Annotated in this window: 14 protein-coding genes and 2 pseudogenes; 7 read left to right on the top strand and 9 right to left on the bottom strand. The window is 50.9% G+C overall.

All coding sequences use genetic code 11. The features are described 5' to 3' along the window. Nucleotides 1–94 precede the first annotated feature (94 nt). Nucleotides 95–1,201, bottom strand: coding sequence for a TniQ family protein (locus tag L9059_RS01370; RefSeq protein WP_247286261.1), 1,107 nt, complete (start codon nt 1,199–1,201; stop codon nt 95–97). Nucleotides 1,202–1,682: 481 nt separating this feature from the next. Between L9059_RS01370 and L9059_RS01365 the strand changes: the two genes are divergently transcribed. The 5 genes from L9059_RS01365 (at nt 1,683) to L9059_RS01345 (ending at nt 7,682) form a co-directional block, all read left to right on the top strand. Beyond that, the gene (locus L9059_RS01365) at nt 1,683–2,582 is read left to right on the top strand and encodes a TnsA endonuclease N-terminal domain-containing protein (RefSeq protein WP_247286258.1); all 900 of its coding nucleotides are present in this window, start codon (nt 1,683–1,685) and stop codon (nt 2,580–2,582) included. After that, entirely contained in the window at nt 2,575–4,191 is a 1,617-nt protein-coding gene (locus L9059_RS01360) for a transposase (protein ID WP_247286247.1), read from the top strand. Before L9059_RS01365 ends, L9059_RS01360 begins: the two co-directional genes overlap by 8 nt. Before the next feature lie 180 nt (nt 4,192–4,371). Further along, entirely contained in the window at nt 4,372–4,743 is a 372-nt protein-coding gene (locus L9059_RS01355; protein WP_247286240.1) for a hypothetical protein, read from the top strand. Then, the gene (locus L9059_RS01350; protein WP_247286237.1) at nt 4,740–6,185 is read left to right on the top strand and encodes an ATP-binding protein; all 1,446 of its coding nucleotides are present in this window, start codon (nt 4,740–4,742) and stop codon (nt 6,183–6,185) included. Before L9059_RS01355 ends, L9059_RS01350 begins: the two co-directional genes overlap by 4 nt. A gap of 24 nt (nt 6,186–6,209) precedes the next feature. Continuing rightward, entirely contained in the window at nt 6,210–7,682 is a 1,473-nt protein-coding gene (locus L9059_RS01345; RefSeq protein WP_247286235.1) for a TnsD family Tn7-like transposition protein, read from the top strand. Between the two features lies 1 nt (nt 7,683). On the opposite strand, the gene L9059_RS01340 is transcribed toward L9059_RS01345, so the two are convergent. The 6 genes and pseudogenes from L9059_RS01340 to L9059_RS01325 all read right to left on the bottom strand — a co-directional run bounded on the left by L9059_RS01340 (nt 7,684) and on the right by L9059_RS01325 (nt 13,359). Continuing rightward, on the bottom strand, nt 7,684–8,565 hold the full coding sequence (locus L9059_RS01340; RefSeq protein WP_247286232.1) for a DUF2321 domain-containing protein: 882 nt from the start codon (nt 8,563–8,565) through the stop codon (nt 7,684–7,686). A gap of 751 nt (nt 8,566–9,316) precedes the next feature. Next, nucleotides 9,317–9,616: a BPSL0761 family protein gene (locus tag L9059_RS30595; protein ID WP_345894245.1), complete on the bottom strand. Its 300-nt coding sequence runs from the start codon at nt 9,614–9,616 to the stop codon at nt 9,317–9,319. Then, nucleotides 9,593–10,326: pseudogene (locus L9059_RS01335) on the bottom strand (transposase); the annotation flags it as partial. The gene L9059_RS30595 and the pseudogene L9059_RS01335, both read right to left, overlap by 24 nt. Before the next feature lie 483 nt (nt 10,327–10,809). Next, a complete protein-coding gene (locus L9059_RS30795; RefSeq protein ID WP_428480237.1) occupies nt 10,810–11,016 on the bottom strand; it encodes an alpha/beta hydrolase fold domain-containing protein in 207 nt (68 codons plus the stop codon). A gap of 66 nt (nt 11,017–11,082) precedes the next feature. After that, the gene (locus tag L9059_RS01330; protein WP_247286230.1) at nt 11,083–12,141 is read right to left on the bottom strand and encodes a siderophore-interacting protein; all 1,059 of its coding nucleotides are present in this window, start codon (nt 12,139–12,141) and stop codon (nt 11,083–11,085) included. Nucleotides 12,142–12,435: 294 nt separating this feature from the next. Then, nucleotides 12,436–13,359 (bottom strand): ATP-binding protein, encoded by a 924-nt coding sequence (locus tag L9059_RS01325; protein ID WP_428480240.1) that lies wholly within the window; start codon nt 13,357–13,359, stop codon nt 12,436–12,438. 80 nt (nt 13,360–13,439) lie between these two features. Between L9059_RS01325 and L9059_RS01320 the strand changes: the two genes are divergently transcribed. After that, the gene (locus L9059_RS01320; RefSeq protein WP_247286226.1) at nt 13,440–14,210 is read left to right on the top strand and encodes an AraC family transcriptional regulator; all 771 of its coding nucleotides are present in this window, start codon (nt 13,440–13,442) and stop codon (nt 14,208–14,210) included. Nucleotides 14,211–14,531: 321 nt separating this feature from the next. Here L9059_RS01320 and L9059_RS01315 read toward each other — a convergent pair. Further along, nucleotides 14,532–14,953, bottom strand: a pseudogene (locus L9059_RS01315) (MDR/zinc-dependent alcohol dehydrogenase-like family protein); the annotation flags it as partial. A gap of 193 nt (nt 14,954–15,146) precedes the next feature. Between L9059_RS01315 and L9059_RS01310 the strand changes: the two are divergent. After that, nucleotides 15,147–16,499 carry an MFS transporter gene (locus L9059_RS01310; RefSeq protein WP_247286208.1) on the top strand — a complete coding sequence of 451 codons (1,353 nt, stop codon included), beginning with the start codon at nt 15,147–15,149 and terminating at the stop codon, nt 16,497–16,499. A 110-nt stretch (nt 16,500–16,609) separates the two neighbouring features. On the opposite strand, the gene L9059_RS01305 is transcribed toward L9059_RS01310, so the two are convergent. Continuing rightward, complete coding sequence (locus L9059_RS01305; RefSeq protein WP_247286206.1) at nt 16,610–17,638, bottom strand: aldose epimerase family protein; 1,029 nt, start codon at nt 17,636–17,638, stop codon at nt 16,610–16,612. Nucleotides 17,639–17,737 lie beyond the last annotated feature (99 nt).

Below are 17,737 nucleotides of genomic sequence, written 5' to 3'. Positions count from 1 at the left end.
AGGGCGTCCCGTTAACTGGTCACCATGCGTAGTTTTACGTTTAGCTTGCTGTGTCGTGAATCTTGCAAAGATCGGCATGCTTGATCTCGTAAAACTAGTACCGCATGTAGATACCCGGCGGTGCATTTTCAACGAGTACAGGTTGCGGTTGAGGACCTTTTCTCTTTGGCCGCTCAAAGTTACAGCAGGGATAATAAACAGGCCGCCAATCCCACACGCCCCAATTTCGTTTAGCAGGGAAAGGGCAGCTCCAAACCCCCACACCATATTTATAGTTCTCTTCGACGAAATGCGGTGATTCCTGATCCCCTGCTTTATAAGTCGACCACAAAGACTCGATCGGTCGAATTTCGTCCCCGTAAGCTTTCACATCCCAGACGAAGTCAGCAAAACTTTCGTAGGTTTCGACTATAGCTTGAATAATAAGATCAGTGGATTGATCAGGTGGGAGGCTGTTTTCAGACCTACAGTTCTTAACAATTCCCAAGCGCCTCTCAATTTCAGTTCCCCAGTGTCTGTCGGGTTCAGAGTTCCAGATTTTTTGTTCGAATACTGCGTCTTTATGGATTTTTTTTTCATTCAAGACCGCTAGTACCGCCTCCTCAGAAAGGTGATGTGTGAATGACAGAATATCCGTAAAAAGCTGAGCTTTCTTCAACTCAAATGGATCTGTGTTCACAGTCACAGGGCTATCTTTTAAATGTCGGCCCTTACAGGTCCTCCACATCACTCCCAGATCATGACCCCCATGGGAAAACTGCTTGTCACAAGCAGGGCATCGTTTGACTAGCTCTACATTGTGCTCCGCACAGACGTTCAGCTTTAAACAGTGAGCACGCCGCCAGAAAGAAAATCCCAAGCGTTCAATATCTTCTGCGACACAAACAGGACAAAAACCTGATGGATTTCTATTGTAATCATACCAACGTGAATAACTCAGATACTCGCCCCGAGAGTAAGAGACATCTTGAATATTTTTAAAAACTGCCGTTAGAGGATAATTAGTATGCCTATGCAGTATTTTGTTTAAGCCGTGACAGCCAAACCATCCAAGTGTATCGGCAATTTTCAAAACATCTACTCGGGTGGCCCATCTTGGGAACTTGCGAAAAACTTCCTCGGAAGAATGTTTTCCTTTAATTAAAAGAGTTCTTTCAACAAAGGAGCGCAGAGTCTCCTCTGGCTGTATCGCTAGCATCATTTTGGGCTTTCATACCTTGAGCTACGCTCAGAAGAGCGAGTAGCGGAGGAAAGCGTCGCTAGCTACCAAACCGGGGGGTAGGCGCCAGCGACAGACTTTATTCAATTCCGACAGACTTTATTTCGTACTTTCAGCCGAAAACAGCCCAGCAAGCCAAAACAGCATCATACATTTATAACAACATCGCAGGTTAAGAACTCATTGTTATCGTTCCCCCTTTAACCCTCCAAACGCTCTTGTTTACGAACAATAAAGGTTGTCACAAAACAATAAAGGTTGTCACAAGTTAATAAAGGTTGTCACAAGCCTCTGCCCCGACCGCATATCGGGGCGGAAGCAGGTCCTGAAATTAAGGATCACAATCCCTTATGCACCGCTGTGACTGTTGTCCAGGCAGAACCCGCTCCTGACATTCCCCACGCCACGTACCTTCTGTGCCGTTCCGATCGAGTGGGTCGCCCAATGATGAGCGACTTGTAAAATGACATCTGTCCCCGCTGCATTGGCTAAGCCTGCTTCCTCCAAGCTGATGACCCAGCAGAAAATTGATAGAAGAATCAAATCGGGCCGCGGAAAAGGGGTGAGAGAATCCTATGAGCCCTGGATTAAGGTTTGGGATATCAAATCTAAGGGTGTGTCTCATCTCGTGCCAGGAGTGAAATTCCAACGTACCCATCATCTGTTGTCCAATGCTGAGCGCGACTACCACATGATCCTTGAGCAGGATCCTTCCATTATTGATATTCGGGAGCAGTTTCCACTTTTCACACAAGCGGAGACCCAGGCTATAGCTTCGAGCCTGAATATTCTTCACCCTGTGTATCCGGGCACTCAAATTCCAGTCGTTATGACAACTGACTTTCTAATAACTTTCGTAGACCCGAAAGGCGAAGAGCGGCTGGCTGCGCGATCTGTTAAATATCGGAAAGAGTTTGAAGAAGCTGACATCGATGAGCAAAATCGGATTGTGGAAAAGCTCGCTATCGAAGAAAAATATTGGGCAATGAGGAAGGTAGAGTGGAAGCTAGTTCTTCACGAAAATTTGCCACTAAACAAGATAGCAAATCTTGTCATCCTTAGAACTTATGCGATTATCCATCCCTCTTTGCCAACGGACAAAAACATAGATAAATTGCTCGATTTTATAGCTGGATGTAAAACTGATCAAATCCCACTCAAGGCACTATTAGAAAAAGCGTCCAGAGTCATCTTTATTGATTATTTGGGCGTTAAACGTCTTTTTCACCATCTTCTATGGATAGGCCGGTTGGAGACGGACCTAACCTCTAGGGTGATTAGATTATCTGAACCTTTGCATGTGTGGGTTAGTGAATCATCCTTGGTCGTTACAGCACCAGTCGAGGTACCTCATCATGCTTAACCTAAGAGTTAACTGTATCGTTTCTCCAGTTGAAGGCTCTGAACTATTGGAGAAACCTGTCAGGATTTTGGGCGTAAGAGATGATTTTGTCGTAGTCATTGAACTTGGCACAAATCCGACTAAGCCATGGAGGCTAGAGAAGTCTTTATTGGCCGAAGAAATCGATTCCGGTGCGGCGGTGATCAGTCCGGAAATGGTGCCCGTTCACCTGCTTCGAAGTGACGATGAGTTGAGCGATAATGAAAAAAATAGCCGAGACAAAAATTGGAACCTTGTACGTAGTTTGGTAGAGAATCAGGATGCCCTAGACATATTGACTTCAAATTTTGGCGCTCTAGTTGCGAATCACGCGATGGAGATGGGAGTTGATCGGAAGCAAATTTATCGACTTCTTTACCGATATTGGAGCATGGGGCAGACTCGTAACGCGTTTTTGTGGAATACCAGCGCATGTGGCGGCCGAGGAAAGGAAAAAAGCCGTGCTTCTGGAGTTATTCCCGGTCGGCCAGCTAAATATCTTGGCGTCATTGTTAGCGACGATGGCGCAATTATGCTCGAAAAGCGTCACATGGCCCATATTCGCTTGGCTTACGGGCGTGTTGCCAGCGGCAAGTGCGGCAAGCTAAAGGACGCTCATAAATGGATGCTGAATAAATTCTACAGGGAAACCAAGCCTGATGGTTCAAAGGGGAACGTTGCACGAGGCAGTTACCCGTCTATTTACCAGCTGAGACATAATGGGAAATTATTTTTCGATGACCTCTATAAGCTAAAGAAGCGTGGCGGTGCTATTCGCTACAACAAAGACCATCGTGCGCTAGTCGGGTCTGCATCTCAAGGGTTAGTCGGTGCGGGCCATAGGTACGAAATAGATTCGACTATTGCGGATGTCTATCTGGTACATCGTGTTAACAGGCTATGGTTGATCGGGCGGCCAGTACTGTACGTTGTGGTGGACACGTTCACCAGAATGATTGTGGGCATTCATGTTGGCCTTGAAGGGCCAAGTTGGAATGGTGCTAGGCACGCTATCTATAACGCCTATACACCCAAAAAAGATTTCTGCAAGCGCTATAACATTGATATTGATGAGGCTGACTGGCCATGCTCTCATCTCCCGGTCGAGCTAGTTGCAGATCGCGCCGAACTTCTCAGCGAGGCTGGTGAGACGATGACAAACACTCTGGGTACCGTCGTGAAGATTTTGCCACCTTTTCGGCCAGACTGGAAAAGCATCATTGAGAGCCGCTTTCGTCTGATCAATGAAAACCTGGATTTGAAATTTGTTCCAGGCGGGGTGGACGCTCGAAAAATGGAACGTGGAGATCGTGACTATCAGCTTGATGCGATCCTCGATATCGATGAATTTACCGAAATGGTGATTGTGGGAGTTCTGGCTCACAACAAAAGCCTCCGAGTACCTCATCTTCTGAATCGCGAGATGATTGCCGCAGCAGTAGAACCAACTCCGCTAGGCATTTGGAACTGGTCTATGGAGAACAACCTACTGAATACCAAGATTGTATCTCCCGCAGAACTAAAAATTGCCTTGCTGCCCTCGCAGGAATGCCGTATCAGCCGAGGTGGAATTAACTTTCAAGGTGTATAGTATACCTGTCAAACAGCAGTTCGCGGGGAGTGGTTGGAGCGTTCTCATAGTCTTCAAACAAAGTATGTTAGAGTCTTCTACGATCCGAACTCTATAGAGAATTGCTGGATAAAATCTGATGCGGGATTCGAGCCTCTTACCATAGTACCGCAACAACGGCATAAATATGGTGGACTTCGCATGGAGGAGGTCCTCGATATTATCAAGATCTTGAATCAAGTTTCGCCTGACGCTCGATATGAAAATGACAACACTGCAGCGTTACTCAAAGGCCGCCAAGAGGACATCCTTGATCGGGCAAAAACCAAACGCGCGAACCAAGGTGACCCGAAATCGAACGCTGAATTCAAACGGGACAAGCGCTCAAAGCGTGCTACAGAAGCTCAGAATGAGCGCGACCAGCATACCGCTGATCTAAATCAGCTCCGCGTTGTGGATAACCGGCCAGTTGCGGTGGAAACTCAAAAACCAACCACCCAGAAATCCGGTTCTGCAAGAAGCTCTGCCTTCCTGAAACTGGTAGTCAACGCGGGTAACGAGACCAATCCATGAGTGACTTCAGCTTTGCTCCTGCTGATTACATCCCGACCGGGATGCCTCAATACGATGGCAATCCCCTGATCGAGTGCCTCCCCAAAATTCTGTCGGACGTTGATATTGTCAGGCGCATTGGAAACCTTCCAACAAGGCCCGACGAGGCGGAGCGGGCCTTGGATCCTAAGCTTCGTGGACATGGTATCAACAGGCTGAAGGACGTCGTTGTACCCTTTGAAATCCACCTGCGGCTTGAGGATGTGTTCAGCCAACTGGTCCGATATGGATATACCGGACGCAATCCGTTGCTTGCGTCATCCGTCAGGCACCGCCTGCCTTCCTCTGCTGAGATTAAGGGCCTGGGGTTCATGTCCACAGCTGAGACGATGACGTTGATAGGGTTAAGTGGTATGGGCAAAACAACCGCACTGAACTCCATCGCAAAGCTTTATCCACAGGTCATCAGCCATAGTAAGTACAAGCAGCAGATCTTCATCGAGACGCAGGTGGTCTGGCTCAAGATCGAGTGCCCGCACGACGGTTCCCTACGAGGGTTTTGCGCGGCGTTCTTCTCGGCATTGGATGCTGCGTTAGGTATCGAGAAGTATTCGGGTAGAGGCGCTACGGGCCGCAGCATCAGTGTCATGCTTCAACACATCAGTCAGTTGTGCAAAACCTACTTCATTGGCGCCCTCATCATTGATGAGATGCAACATCTTTGCTCGTCCCGAGGTGGGCAAGACCGCGAAAAACTGCTCAATTTTTTCGTGACGCTATCAAATGACGCCGGCGTCCCACTGGTCTATGTCGGCACAAATGCAATGCTTCCGCTGTTTTCTGGTGTTTTGCGAAATGCCCGGCGAGCGGCGGGAATGGGACCGATAACCTTTGACAGGTTCACCGAGGATGATCCGTTTTGGGCGCATCTGGTGTCACAGCTTTGGGCCTATGACTGGACAAGGTCCCGTGCTCCGTTAACGGACGAACTCCTTTCCAAAATCTACGATCTCACCCAAGGCAACACAGATTTCCTGGCCAAGCTTCTAATGCTTGCTCAAAGACACGCGATTTGGGAAGGCATGGACTCGGTCACGCCTGAGGTTCTGCAGCAGGTGTATGACAATCAGATGAGGCTTCTGCACAAGCCCATTGAGGCTCTACGAAGCGGTGATCCGCTGCAGATAGCCGACTTTGAGGACATGATGCCTACAAAGGATCAGATCGCTCAGATGATGAATTACGATTTGGCGCGTCGAGCCGATCGGACACACCTTTCACTGATTGCTCAGGCTGCGATCGCGTCTGCTGTACCTACCGATAAGCCAGCCACGAAGACTGTTAGTAGGCCGGTGATTCCGGTCGCCGGCGAGTCTGCACCTAGTGTCCATTTTTCCAAGGGCGAGGACGTGCAGACTCAACTCGAACAGCGTGGTTGGGTCGATAAGGACTCTGCCTGGTGACATGGTTCGCGGGAGCCCAAGTCAATGGAGCGCTTGCTTGTTTTTCCCCGGTCATTTCCCGATGAATCGCTATACAGTTTGGCCGTCCGTTACCACAGGCTGACGGCGAACGACAGTTATCGCCAGACAAGCCAGGAGCTTTTTGGCACGTATTCGAGAACTTGTGGCTCGATCTTGCCCTGCTGTTTGCACGGACTTTCCAAGCGATTAGCAGGGTTTTATTCGCTAGCAGAGCTGATCGACTGCTTCACGCTTTTGCCCCTCTATCAGCCCTTTCTCGATGATGCGGCGTATGAAGGGGCCAAAGCCGCCATGGCTGGCAATCGTGGCACGGGCTTAAAGATGAGCTTGGGAATTACTGCCTCGCGGTTCCTCAAACACGCGTCTTTCAGGTACTGCGAGAGCTGTGTTCAAGACGATACCCAGAGGTATGGAGTCGCTTACTGGCATCGTATTCATCTGTCACCAGGCACTTGCGTCTGTCCACACCACGGAGAGGTTCTTCGCTCTCTGACCTTCCCACATAGTTCAGACTGGCGCTGTATGTTGCTACCGGGTGAGTCGGTTGGAACTCCTGTGATGGATTCTTATGGTGCAACGGCTGCTGGCACCGTCGCAGAAATGCAGCTCTGGGGACTCGAACACCCTTCGAGCGTAGGGGAGCTTTTAAACGGGGGCCTCTTGAAACACCGTATGGCGGAACTAGGTTTTTTTAAATCAGGTCGAATCAGAGAGAAAATATTCAGGCCCTTTTTGATGGAGAGGCTCAAACACGGCCCAAGCACCAATGAGTTTCAGGAGATCACTTACTCATGCGATTGGGTGTTGCGGATGTTGCATCCGCGCGGATCAATCGTGCAACCGTTGAAATTTTACCTCCTTTGTTGGCTGCTTGAGTTGGGATTATGCGAGCTCCAGTCCTTCCGTCCACTGGCTAAAGCTGGCAACGAATATGTGCCAAGGCGCAACAATACGAACAAGACTCTCGATGATGCTGAGCTTGAGTCGCACCGATCAGCATTTTTAAGCTGTTCGAACTCCAAATGCCACGATAAGCTTGGTTATCAATGGCTGTACCGTCATGATAGAGAATGGTTAAATGAATATGTCACTTCCCACCCTTTTTTGAGGGCACGCGAAAGCCTGATCGACTGGGAAGCTAGAGACACTGCTCTTGCTCGCGACTTGCTAATTGCAAATGAGCAGATAATGTCCATGAGTGGTAAGCCCAAAAAGATCACGCGATCTTCGTTAGTCAGGCAGATAGGCCAAACCCATGATTTCCTTAGAAGACCTTATAAGTTCCCCAAAAGTATTCTCTTGATGAACGGCCTACTCGAATCTGATCATGATCATCAGATTCGTAAAGTTAGGTGGGCGGTTAAGCATTTTTTGCTATCTGAACGATGTGCTACAAGTGTCGTATTTAGGCATGCCGGAATCAGAAAGTCTCATATGACTGAAGCCGAAATACTCAACATTTTGTCCACTGTCTAAGCTAGTTACTAGGAACGTATCGCTGTAATTGATAACGGCGTAATGAGTTTACTTCAGTACTTAACAGATCGATGGATTCTTTGTTCGTCATTAGATCAAGATATCTTTCCGCAGTCTCGCAGGCTAAGAAGGCAAGTATGGCGAACGTATCATCGGATAAAGTTTGATAAGTTGTGCTTTTTACTCGTATCCCCAGTTCACGTCTTATGATCTCAATTAAGTTTTCTTCTTGTATGTATGCGTTTCTATATTTAACAATTAAGCTGCCATGTACGAGTCCGTCAACGAGATGCCGTTTGAGTGTGATACCATTGTAGTTCAAAAGTTCAGCGATAAATTTTGAATACAGACGGTTTGATGAGTTTGGCTGATATGTCGGGTTTTTATATTTTTGACTGCATAGACCAAATTTAGTTATGTCATGCCTGGCGATAGGTACTGAGCAGGTTGGACATACATCGATCAGCTCTGATCCATGAACGCTGCAAAGCCGCACAGAGAATTGTACATTTCTACGATGTATGTATGCGGTTCCATGAGTGTCAAAATCTTCGAATACGCAATCAGTACAAATTTTTTTCCATCTTGTAGGGGTGACTATGGTATTAGAGCGAGACCTTCCTAGTGCCGCGGTGAGGGGATATAAAGTATGTTTATTAAGAATTTCTTCAGAAATATTTTGCTCGATAAAAAAAGGAGGAAACTCAAATTTTGCATAATCTCTAAATTCCGCCTTATGCCCAAAACTGAACCCGAACCCTTCTCTGGGTATTGGCTTTATCAAGAAGTCCTCGAGTTTAAGGGACTTAATGCCGAGCAATTCGTTACCTCTTTTTAATGCCGATGCGACATATTCTCCTGGCAAAGGAGTGAAGATCTTCATGTGTTATTTCCGCGTTTAGAGACTTGTCAAATATTACGGTGAATGAATTCGCCGCAATCTTACTTGATTACTGGCAGAACCATCATTCACTAATTTTTCAACAGTAAGCACACCTCACAGCTGATAGGTATGTCAAAAGTAAATCAAAAGTACCCGGCACGACATGTGATGGTGAAGGCGATGAGTTGTTCATTTGGGGAGTGGTGAAGTACAGCGTATGTTGGCGCTGACGCCGAATTGACCCCGTTGCCGAGATGTCACTCACCCAGTAGCTGATTCCTTGCTAACCATTGCCTGTGCTGGGTTTGTGTCGATCTGGAGCTGGCTCAGTCTTGCGTCGGCACGTGGGTCAACTTGGCATCGCCCGCAACAGGGCAGAGCGGTTTCGAGGCAACTCAAGTCGAACACGGAAGCAAGTGGTCTCCCGTGAAGGTGCATCACAAGAGTACCGCCATTTAGACTTGAGGGTTGCAGGCTACGGAAATGTTACGGGCCTACGAGCCGGCGATGACTCAGCCATTGCCTGTGTCCATCATTGTTACCCTGCGCCCCCTTGATGGTAATCCAAACGTGAGAGCCGACGGCATTCGCGCATTGACCCAGACCAACTGGGTTCATACGTCGCTTACGGTACGCGCTCCGGTCAGGGTGTAGGCTGGCTCTAAGGAGAATCAGTGAAATGGCCGACCTTACTGGCCAGGTTCGCCACTGAACTCAACCGGGCGCGACACCGATCCAGACGCTTTCGATGCTATGGGGCGGGCTCTGAGTTGGAGCCGTCGCAGAACATAGGCTCTACCGCCAGCCAAGTCCCTAATACCGGCGGCAACGGTCCGTGCTTTTCGTCTAGCCGAGCCAGCTCTGCCCTCCGATGTTCCTCTAGCTTGCCGGCGAGCCAAATGTAATTGGGCGCGGGGTAGTGGCGCAGGAGACCTTCGGCTCGAAGACGCATCCTCTCAGGCAGGGTGACGTCTCTGACTATATCTCGCAAAAAAGCTTCTGTTTGGACAACGCTGCGGGTACGTTCAGCTCGCCGAACGGCAGCAGTGATGCGACGATAGCCGTATCGGCCTTTGTGCTCGTCGAAAACTGAGCGAATTCTGGTCTTCAGCACCGCGTATTTATCAACGGCTTGCTGCACCTTTTGTTGATAGTAAAAGGTGCTACGGGCCAGGCCCGCCAATTTCAGAAGGCCTCCCGGAGGGTGCTCCTGCCTCAGTTCAATCACGATTTGCGCTTTTTCCGCTGCGCAGCTCGTTCCTTCGCTTGAACCAAGGCATCGAGCTTTTTTAAATAAGCAATTTCCATCCGCAGCTGGCTCAATTCGGCCAGCAAATCATCACGCGAACGAGCTTCGTCATCCGAAGAATCAAGCTGAATGGACGGGATGGGGGTTGTCATTTTTTTGTGAAGTCCGCTTCCTGGCTGCCGGGACAAGGCCTCCAAACCGCCTTCATCATACCTGCGCTCCCATTCGCCAATGATGTCGGATTTCCGGATATCAAACAGGGCAGCGACTTGGCGATAGGACAGCTCTTCCTCTTGCATGCGCTGCAATACTTTCAGCTTGAACTCAGGGCTGTAGTTCTTCTTTCTCTTACTTTTGAGGCCTGCGGCACCAAGCGCCTGATATGCCGCAATCCACTTTCGCAGCGATGAAGCATTGACCCCGTGACGATGCGCGACCTCTCTGTGACCTGCGCTGCCCGAGCAGTAATCTTCAACAACCGACAATTTCGCCTGCTCTGTGTACTTTTTCATGACACCCCTCAATGTTGATGTCCAACATTTCGGGGTCAGATCATATTTAGGTGGACACCATCGCCTCAAGCGACGGTGTCAGGAAGGTGTGTTGCCCGGACGGTTACTTATCGCCAGCGCAGGATTGACCCGGTTACCGAATTTTCATTGACCCAGGCTCCTAACTTGTGAATCAATACCAGTCTTGGATTATTGCCGATTGGTATTGGGTCAGCGTGGCATCGGCCACTGGGTCAATTCGGTGTCAGCGCCAACAGAGTTAGTTCTCCAGTGGTGGTCGTGCCTGAGTTCAGGCCATTTGAAAATTCGACTGTTTTCCCCAGAATCGGCCACAAGCGGACACTCAAGCTGAAGTCCTGACGGTTCTATCCTTTCGTAACAACGAGTGTCCTTCACTAGCCGCACGAGCGTCGTTGAGCAGCCTAAGGGCCCCTCCGCGCACCCACTCGATGACTGTCTGCCAATTTAGTTAAAACGGTTTAGCTATTTGACCAAATCGACGTAATGAGACTCGCTACCTCCAGCCGCACCGGACAGATGGGCCCCGGCAGACTCACCACCGATCGAGAACCACGAAGTACCAAACTCATCCTGCGCGTGCTCAATCAACCAGCGTGCCGTTGCCAAGCAGTCATCGATCGCAGGCGGAACACGTGCTCCGAGGCCAGCCGGTAATTCACGCTGACGCACAAACGCCTTTTATTAATGGCCGTCAGATATTCGTCGCGCAAGCGCCTTCACCAATTCAACGTTTTTTTAGCCCACCGCCAGGTCTTTGAAGTCCACTTCTCCTTTCTTCCAAAACCCGGCCGCCTGTAAATTTTCAGCGTTGAATCCCCGCTCCCTAAGCAGATGTTGTCGAATCTTTTTGACTGCGCCAGACTCGCCAGCCACCCAAGCCGCTCCGGGCTGGTTGGGTAGCGGTGAGCATCGGATTGCTTCGTACAGAGTCGAGTAAACCTCAGGGTGTTCCGAATCGCGCAATACCCATCGGATCTCGGCGTTGGGCAGCTCCGGAATTTCAATAATGTCTCTCTCTGTGCTTACTTCAATGAAAACATGGAGTTCTTTTTCAGGAATGGTTTGGGCCATGATCGCCTGGATGGCGGCGAGTGCGGACTCGTCGCCTGCAAGCAGCAGCCAGCTTCTGGGGTTGTTTTCGGCGAGACCTCCTCGCGGTCCGGATAGGGAAAGGCGATCACCGATGCGGGCATTGGCGGCCCATTGGGACATCGGGCCACCGCAATGTATTGCTATGTCAAAGGTCATGCGGCGTCTTTGAGCATCCCACTCAAGAATGCTATACGCTCTGCCAACAGGGACACCGCCATTGCCAGCTTCAAGGAATAGCTTGACCCACTGGCCAGGCCTTCCTTCAGGGAAGTCGAAGAGGCTGACACCCGTAACGACTATCCGTCGCAGTCGGGGTGTGACTTCGAGTACTTCCACAACTTTCGCCGGGCGTAAACGGGGGTGGTAATGCAGTGGGCCAGCCGGCACTTCCATGCCTGGAAGCGACGTAGATACAGGACTAGGCCGTGATCTCATGATTACTCCGCCGATACGCAGAGCCATCCCACAGGAGCCAAATAACGTAGCTATCGCGTCTGGCGGCGCCGGGGCTATCTTGCCCTGCTTCTGATTTTTTTTTCGCGAAAATGCCCCCAGCGCGCCCAGTAACTCCAGTTCATTTCGCGATACATAAGGTGAGGCTGGGCCGAGGAGTTCAAAGTTGGGATTCAAATCCCGAATCGATTTCATCAATCGGGCGAAAGTAAAATGATGCTCTGGGTTTACCCCAAGTTCTTCGAGCAAGAATCCAGCCTGATTGGGGCAGGCGCCGTTCCAACTCAAGGATCTGAGCGCTCTGAGCAGTCTGACTTCTACGGGTGAACAGTGACGCCTGGCTAGTAAAAGTCGCCGTCTTTGGTTCTCCATCGGATCACGCCTCAAATCTTGATCAAGGTTGGGCTGGAAGACGAATGCAAACATGCATAAAAGTCGCCTGCCTCTAGGGTTACAACGTCTTCAAGGTATTGATGTTCGGTTGAGATGAATGGTCTCTAAACAGACCGGAATGGCCAGCGAATACTCGCCATGAGCTGATCGTCATAAGTTCTGGCTGTTGAGTTTTGCGCAGTAGTCGCGGGCAAATTGCGACGCAATGCGCCCCGATCGCGATCCCCGTTGAGTGGCCCAGCGGTTCGCTTGAATATGTGCGTCTTCAAAGGCTTCTTCCGGGACCCCATAGGTCATCAGCCATTGATTGACGGCATTGAGATATTCGTCTGGGGAGAAGCTGTAGAAGGAAATCCAGAGCCCGAAGCGTTCAGATAAGGAAATCTTCTCCTCTACTTCTTCCCCAGGGTGGAGCGCGCCGTCCTCTCCGCGGGTTCTGGAAAGGTTATCCGATGCTTTTTCCGCAATCAGGTGGCGGCGGTTGGATGTCGCGTAGATCAATGTATTAGCGGACTGCCCTGTGATTGATCCGTCGAGTACGGTTTTCAAACGTTTGTAGCCGATCTCACCCTCCTCAAAGGACAGGTCGTCACAGAAGAGAATGAATTTTCCAGACTGGCTACTGACCAGGTCGATCACCTCGGGAAGGTCGCCGATGTTTTCCTTATCAATCTCGATAAGGCGCAAGCCCTGGCCATGGAATTCGTTCAGGCAGGCTTTGACCAATGAGGACTTACCCGTGCCACGGGAACCGGTCAGCAAGACGTTGTTCGCAGGCTTGCCGGAAATGAAATTTTGCGTGTTATCTCTTATGAGCTGAGTCTGACGATCCACGTTTTTCAACTGGCGGAAATCTATGAGGCCCGGATATTTGACGGGCAACAATACTGCGTGGCTAACGCCTCGGTGTGCTCGGTATTGCCATTGATACGCGATGATGTCGGGTTGCAGTGAGAATTCTGCGCGGACTGGGTAAGCACGTTCGAGCGAGTCGGCAATGCGCTTAAGCTGGACTAGTATTTCCAGCGAGATCTGGTTCTGAGAGTCGACGGAAGTGTTCACTATGATTAGCACGCAGGTAGACAATGTGGCCTTCCATCATGCTAAGTTGGTAATAATCCGTCTAACGCATAAGGGGCACGTACCGTCGAGTTATGGACATTTCCATCTCTGAGATCGCTCGGCAGCATCCGGACCAGAGCATCTATACGCTTGCTCTTGATCTCTCCGGTGGCAAGGGCATCAGCATCCACCAACATACTGAGGGGCAGCTCCTTTTTGCGCCTACTGGAGTCTTGGCTGTGACGACAAACGCCGGGTGCTGGGTGGTACCGAGTGGGCAAGGCCTTTGGATTCCTGCTAACGAACCCCATTGGACACGCACCATCGGCACTTCCAGAATAAGCGTCGTCTATCTCAGTGACGAGCGGTCAGCGGGCTTGCCCGTTGCCTGTACGCTGCTCGGGATATCAACCTTACTTCAGGCGCTTATTTCTGCCGTCCTGCGCGTGACAATGGACGGCGCGCAAAAGAGTCGTGACTATCATTTGATGGCGCTTTTGGTCGAGGAGCTTGAGGCCGCGCCCACGAGCTCCAAGCTGTTGCCGATTCCTGGTAGCAACAGGCTGAAGGACCTGTGCCGTGCAATTTCAGCTAACGCTACCTTGGACTGGGGCTTGGCGGAGTGCGCACAGTTTCTGGGTATCAATATGAAAACCGTACAGCGCTGGTTTCAGACGGACATGGGCATCAGCTTCGGCGAGTGGCGCAAGCAAGTCAGGTTGTTCGTTGCGCTTGAAAACCTCGCGCTAGGCAAGAGCGTATTAGAGGTGTCTCTCGACGCCGGCTATTTAAGCCCCAGCGCCTTTTCGGCGATGTTCCGACGCGAGTTCGGTATTTCGCCCAGTGCCTTTCAGAAAATCTGAAACACATGGTGTGCTGAGTGACGCGACGTCTCGCAGCTGTCGCTGCTAAGCAATAAAATGACTGAAGTGGCTCGGTGATGTCCGCTTTTGGCCGATTCTGTTGAAAAAGTCGGCCATGGATCCCACTACAGCAAAGTACACGCTTGAGATTGAAATCTATACATTGAGCAGTGGATTCCAGGTTCAGATTTTGCGTAGTGGCGCGCAAAAAAGGCGTTTTCAGCCGTCAGTATGTGGGCAGTCTGGAAGAACCGATTTTTTCAACTGAATCGGCCGGAAGCGGCCGGTCAGCCTCGTCGAGGTGTTCTCTGAGCATTCGAGTCAACCGTCCACGTTCACAATCAGTCGGCCGCGGACCTCACCTTTAAGAAGATCGCTCGACGCAGCAATGCTTTCTTGCAGACCGATTTCCCGAATGATGAGTGCCAGGTTGCTCAAGTCAAACTCTGCTGCAATTCGCTCCCAAGCCTCGACGCGCCTTGCGAATGCCTGGGTAACGCTATTGATGCCCAACAAGCTGACGCCGCGCAGAATGATGGGCGCAACGCTCTAGGGGAAGTCCATGCCTTGTGCCAGGCCGCAGGCAGCCACTAGCCCTTCGGCTTGGGTGGCTGCGCAGACATTTGCCAGTGTATGGCTACCGACCGAGTTGATGGCCGCCAGCGCTCCTTGGCCCATGGTTTGCCAGGTTCGGAGAGTTCGGCGCGATCGATAACGGTTTCTGCGCCTAGAGAGCGTAGGTAAATCGCCCAAAAATTACTGAAGCAAGCCTATTTGCATTGCTTCGGGCATGCCTGCTAAATTAACAATGTTACCGATAACATTCGGTTTGCAGGTTCTACCTTCCGTGCGGATTCATCAGATCAGCCTGTGAGACTGAAGGTCGCAAGCCAAAACAAAAATAATTGGCATGACTACATGCCTTGAGGTCAACAAATGGAATCAGTATCTCAACGTTCTCTCGTAGGAGAGCGCTCGGCGGAGCTTACCTTCGAGGATCGTACCTACCGCAAGGTCATCCTGCGTATTCTGCCAATCCTTCTGTTTTGCTATATGGCGGCCTACCTGGATCGGGTCAATATCGGTTTTGCCAAGCTTGATATGCTCAACGATCTGCAGTTTAGCAATACCGTCTATGCCCTTGGTGCGAGTATTTTCTTCTGGGGTTATTTCCTCTTCGAAGTGCCGAGCAACCTGTTCCTCCACCGCTTTGGGGCACGCCTCTGGATCGCTCGCATCATGATCACCTGGAGCATCGTGTCCATGGCCGTGGCGTTTACCGTGCCGCTCGCAAAGCTCTTTCACATAGAATCGGAGACCATGTTTTATGTGCTGCGCTTCCTATTGGGAATATGCGAAGCCGGTTTCTTTCCGGGCGTAATTCTCTACCTCAATTACTGGTTTCCGACTCACCGCCAGACCCGCGTTATGGCGGGCTTTCTGATGGCAATGCCGATCAGTCTGACGTTGGGCGGGATTCTGTCTGGTTGGTTGATGGGAGCGATGCAGGGTGTGAAGGGCATGGCTGGCTGGCAATGGATGTTGATCATTGAGGGTATTCCATCGCTGATCATGGCGGTGGTGGTGGCGACGTTGCTGGTCGATAACATCGACAAAGCCAAATGGCTGACCACCGCTGAAAAAAGCATGCTCAAGAACAACCTCAATCGAGATAACTCGAAAAAGGCGTCCAGCTTTCGGGATGTGATCTTTAATGGTCGCGTCTGGTTATTGGTGGCGATCTTACTGACTTTCAACACCGGTTTTTACGGTCTGGCGTTCTGGATGCCAACGATCATCAAGTCCACGGGTATTTCCAATACCCTGCACATCGGTTTGCTGACAGCGATTCCTTACGCCACCGCTATTGTGGCCATGACACTCAATGCCTGGCACTCCAACAAAACCGGCGAGCGTCGATTGCACGCAGCCATTCCTGCTTTTATTGGCGGTGTGGGGTTGATTGGCAGCGCCATCTTTGCCAATAACCTGCTGGTGTCGATTTTCTTCCTCTGCGTGTCTGCTTCAGGTTTGCTGAGCCTGATGCCGATTTTTTGGACGCTGCCGGGGACTGTGTTATCTGGGGTGGCAGCAGCAGCGGGCATTGGCATGATCAACGCAATCGGCAACCTATCGGGGTTCACTGGTGCCATGATTACAGCCACCGCGGAGACGCTGACGGGCGACATGAACAATGGCACCTATGTGCTGGGTGGCTGTTTGCTGGTCAGCTGTCTGCTGATTCTGCTGATCCCGAAGGCGATGCTCACCAAAGACATCGAACCGTAGGGTAAAGGCCAACGCTGGAGCGACATCAGGATCCCGATAGCGCTCATGGACGAGCGGTTTCGGGCATGCGACGGTCGTGGATGCTTGTAACTTCCGTAATCGCTTTGCGATCAACGAACGAAGAACTGGATTTCCATCTCGTGACAGTACGTTTCGCCTGGCTCAAGACGCGTCGTCGGAAAGTGGGCGAAGTTCGGTGAGTCGGGGAATTTCTGAGTTTCCAATGCGATGCCTGCGAAGACGCAATAAGGCGTGTTACCTTTGCCAAGGACTGCTGGGCTCAGGTGTCCGCCCGTGTAAATCTGTACGCCGGGTTCCGTGGATTTAAGCGTTAAGCCTCGCCCGCTGACCGTATCCCACAAACTGGCGACCGGGTGAAGGGCCGGGCTGGCCCCGCGTAGCACCCAGTTATGGTCGTAGCCCCCTTTGTACTCCGTTTCTTGCCCGATGCGTTTGGCCTCGCGGAAGTCGAAAGGCGTTCCGGCGACGGCCAGCACCTCACCGGTGGTCAGCAACTGCACGTCGACCGGGGTGTAGAAGTCCGCTTCCACACTTAGCATCTGCCCGACGACGCTGCCCGAGTCGTGACCCGCCATGTTCCAGTAGGAGTGGTGGACCATGTTTAAAACAGTGGTTTCGTCCGTGTTGCCCTGCAGGGTAATAAGCAGCCGATTGTCGTCGGTAAGGGTATATTTTGCTTCGAGCAACAACTCGCCAGGGAAGCCGGCATCGCCCTTTTTCGAGACGTGGCTAAAGGTGACGGAGTTATCACCTTCGTTGATTGTCGCGTTCCATACCTGTTTGTCCAGGCCCTGCTCCCCACCGTGGAGATGGTTCGGTGGTTCATTGCAGTCTACCTCGACGCGCTTGCCGTCCAGGAAAAACCGACCGTTCCTGATGCGGTTTCCGTAGCGGCCGCAGGTCGCGCCGAAATAGGTGTCGCTTGTCTCGTAGGACGTCAGGCTATCGAAGCCCAGCACGATATCGCGAATCTTGCCGTGTTTGTCCGGGACATGCATTTCCACCAGCCGGGCCCCGAAAGTGATGAGCCGGGCTTGGTAATGGTCACGGTTGGTCAGGGTATAGGCCGTGATTTCTTGTCCATCATGAAAACCAAAGGATGCTTGGGTAATTGCCACGTAAAGAGTTCCCGGTTATTGGCTTGAGCAATTTATGTTACCGCTAACGTCAGTGTTGTAAAGGCGCTTGTCCGGTCGTCGTAAGACACCGCGCACGTC

Source organism: Pseudomonas violetae (genome assembly GCF_023072615.1).
Taxonomy (GTDB): domain Bacteria; phylum Pseudomonadota; class Gammaproteobacteria; order Pseudomonadales; family Pseudomonadaceae; genus Aquipseudomonas; species Aquipseudomonas violetae.
The sequence above is the reverse complement of the archived record's forward strand: the minus strand, read 5'-3'. Positions and strand labels throughout refer to the sequence as shown.

Excerpts from the sequence above, each read along its gene's own strand:
- L9059_RS01320 (WP_247286226.1), top strand. The coding sequence starts at position 13,440 with ATGGACATTTCCATCTCTGAGATCGCTCGGCAGCATCCGGACCAGAGC.
- L9059_RS01370 (WP_247286261.1), bottom strand. The coding sequence starts at position 1,201 with ATGATGCTAGCGATACAGCCAGAGGAGACTCTGCGCTCCTTTGTTGAA.
- L9059_RS01355 (WP_247286240.1), top strand. The coding sequence starts at position 4,372 with ATGGAGGAGGTCCTCGATATTATCAAGATCTTGAATCAAGTTTCGCCT.
- L9059_RS01345 (WP_247286235.1), top strand. The coding sequence starts at position 6,210 with ATGGAGCGCTTGCTTGTTTTTCCCCGGTCATTTCCCGATGAATCGCTA.
- L9059_RS01350 (WP_247286237.1), top strand. The coding sequence starts at position 4,740 with ATGAGTGACTTCAGCTTTGCTCCTGCTGATTACATCCCGACCGGGATG.
- L9059_RS01365 (WP_247286258.1), top strand. The coding sequence starts at position 1,683 with ATGACATCTGTCCCCGCTGCATTGGCTAAGCCTGCTTCCTCCAAGCTG.
- L9059_RS01310 (WP_247286208.1), top strand. The coding sequence starts at position 15,147 with ATGGAATCAGTATCTCAACGTTCTCTCGTAGGAGAGCGCTCGGCGGAG.
- L9059_RS01340 (WP_247286232.1), bottom strand. The coding sequence starts at position 8,565 with ATGAAGATCTTCACTCCTTTGCCAGGAGAATATGTCGCATCGGCATTA.
- L9059_RS01360 (WP_247286247.1), top strand. The coding sequence starts at position 2,575 with ATGCTTAACCTAAGAGTTAACTGTATCGTTTCTCCAGTTGAAGGCTCT.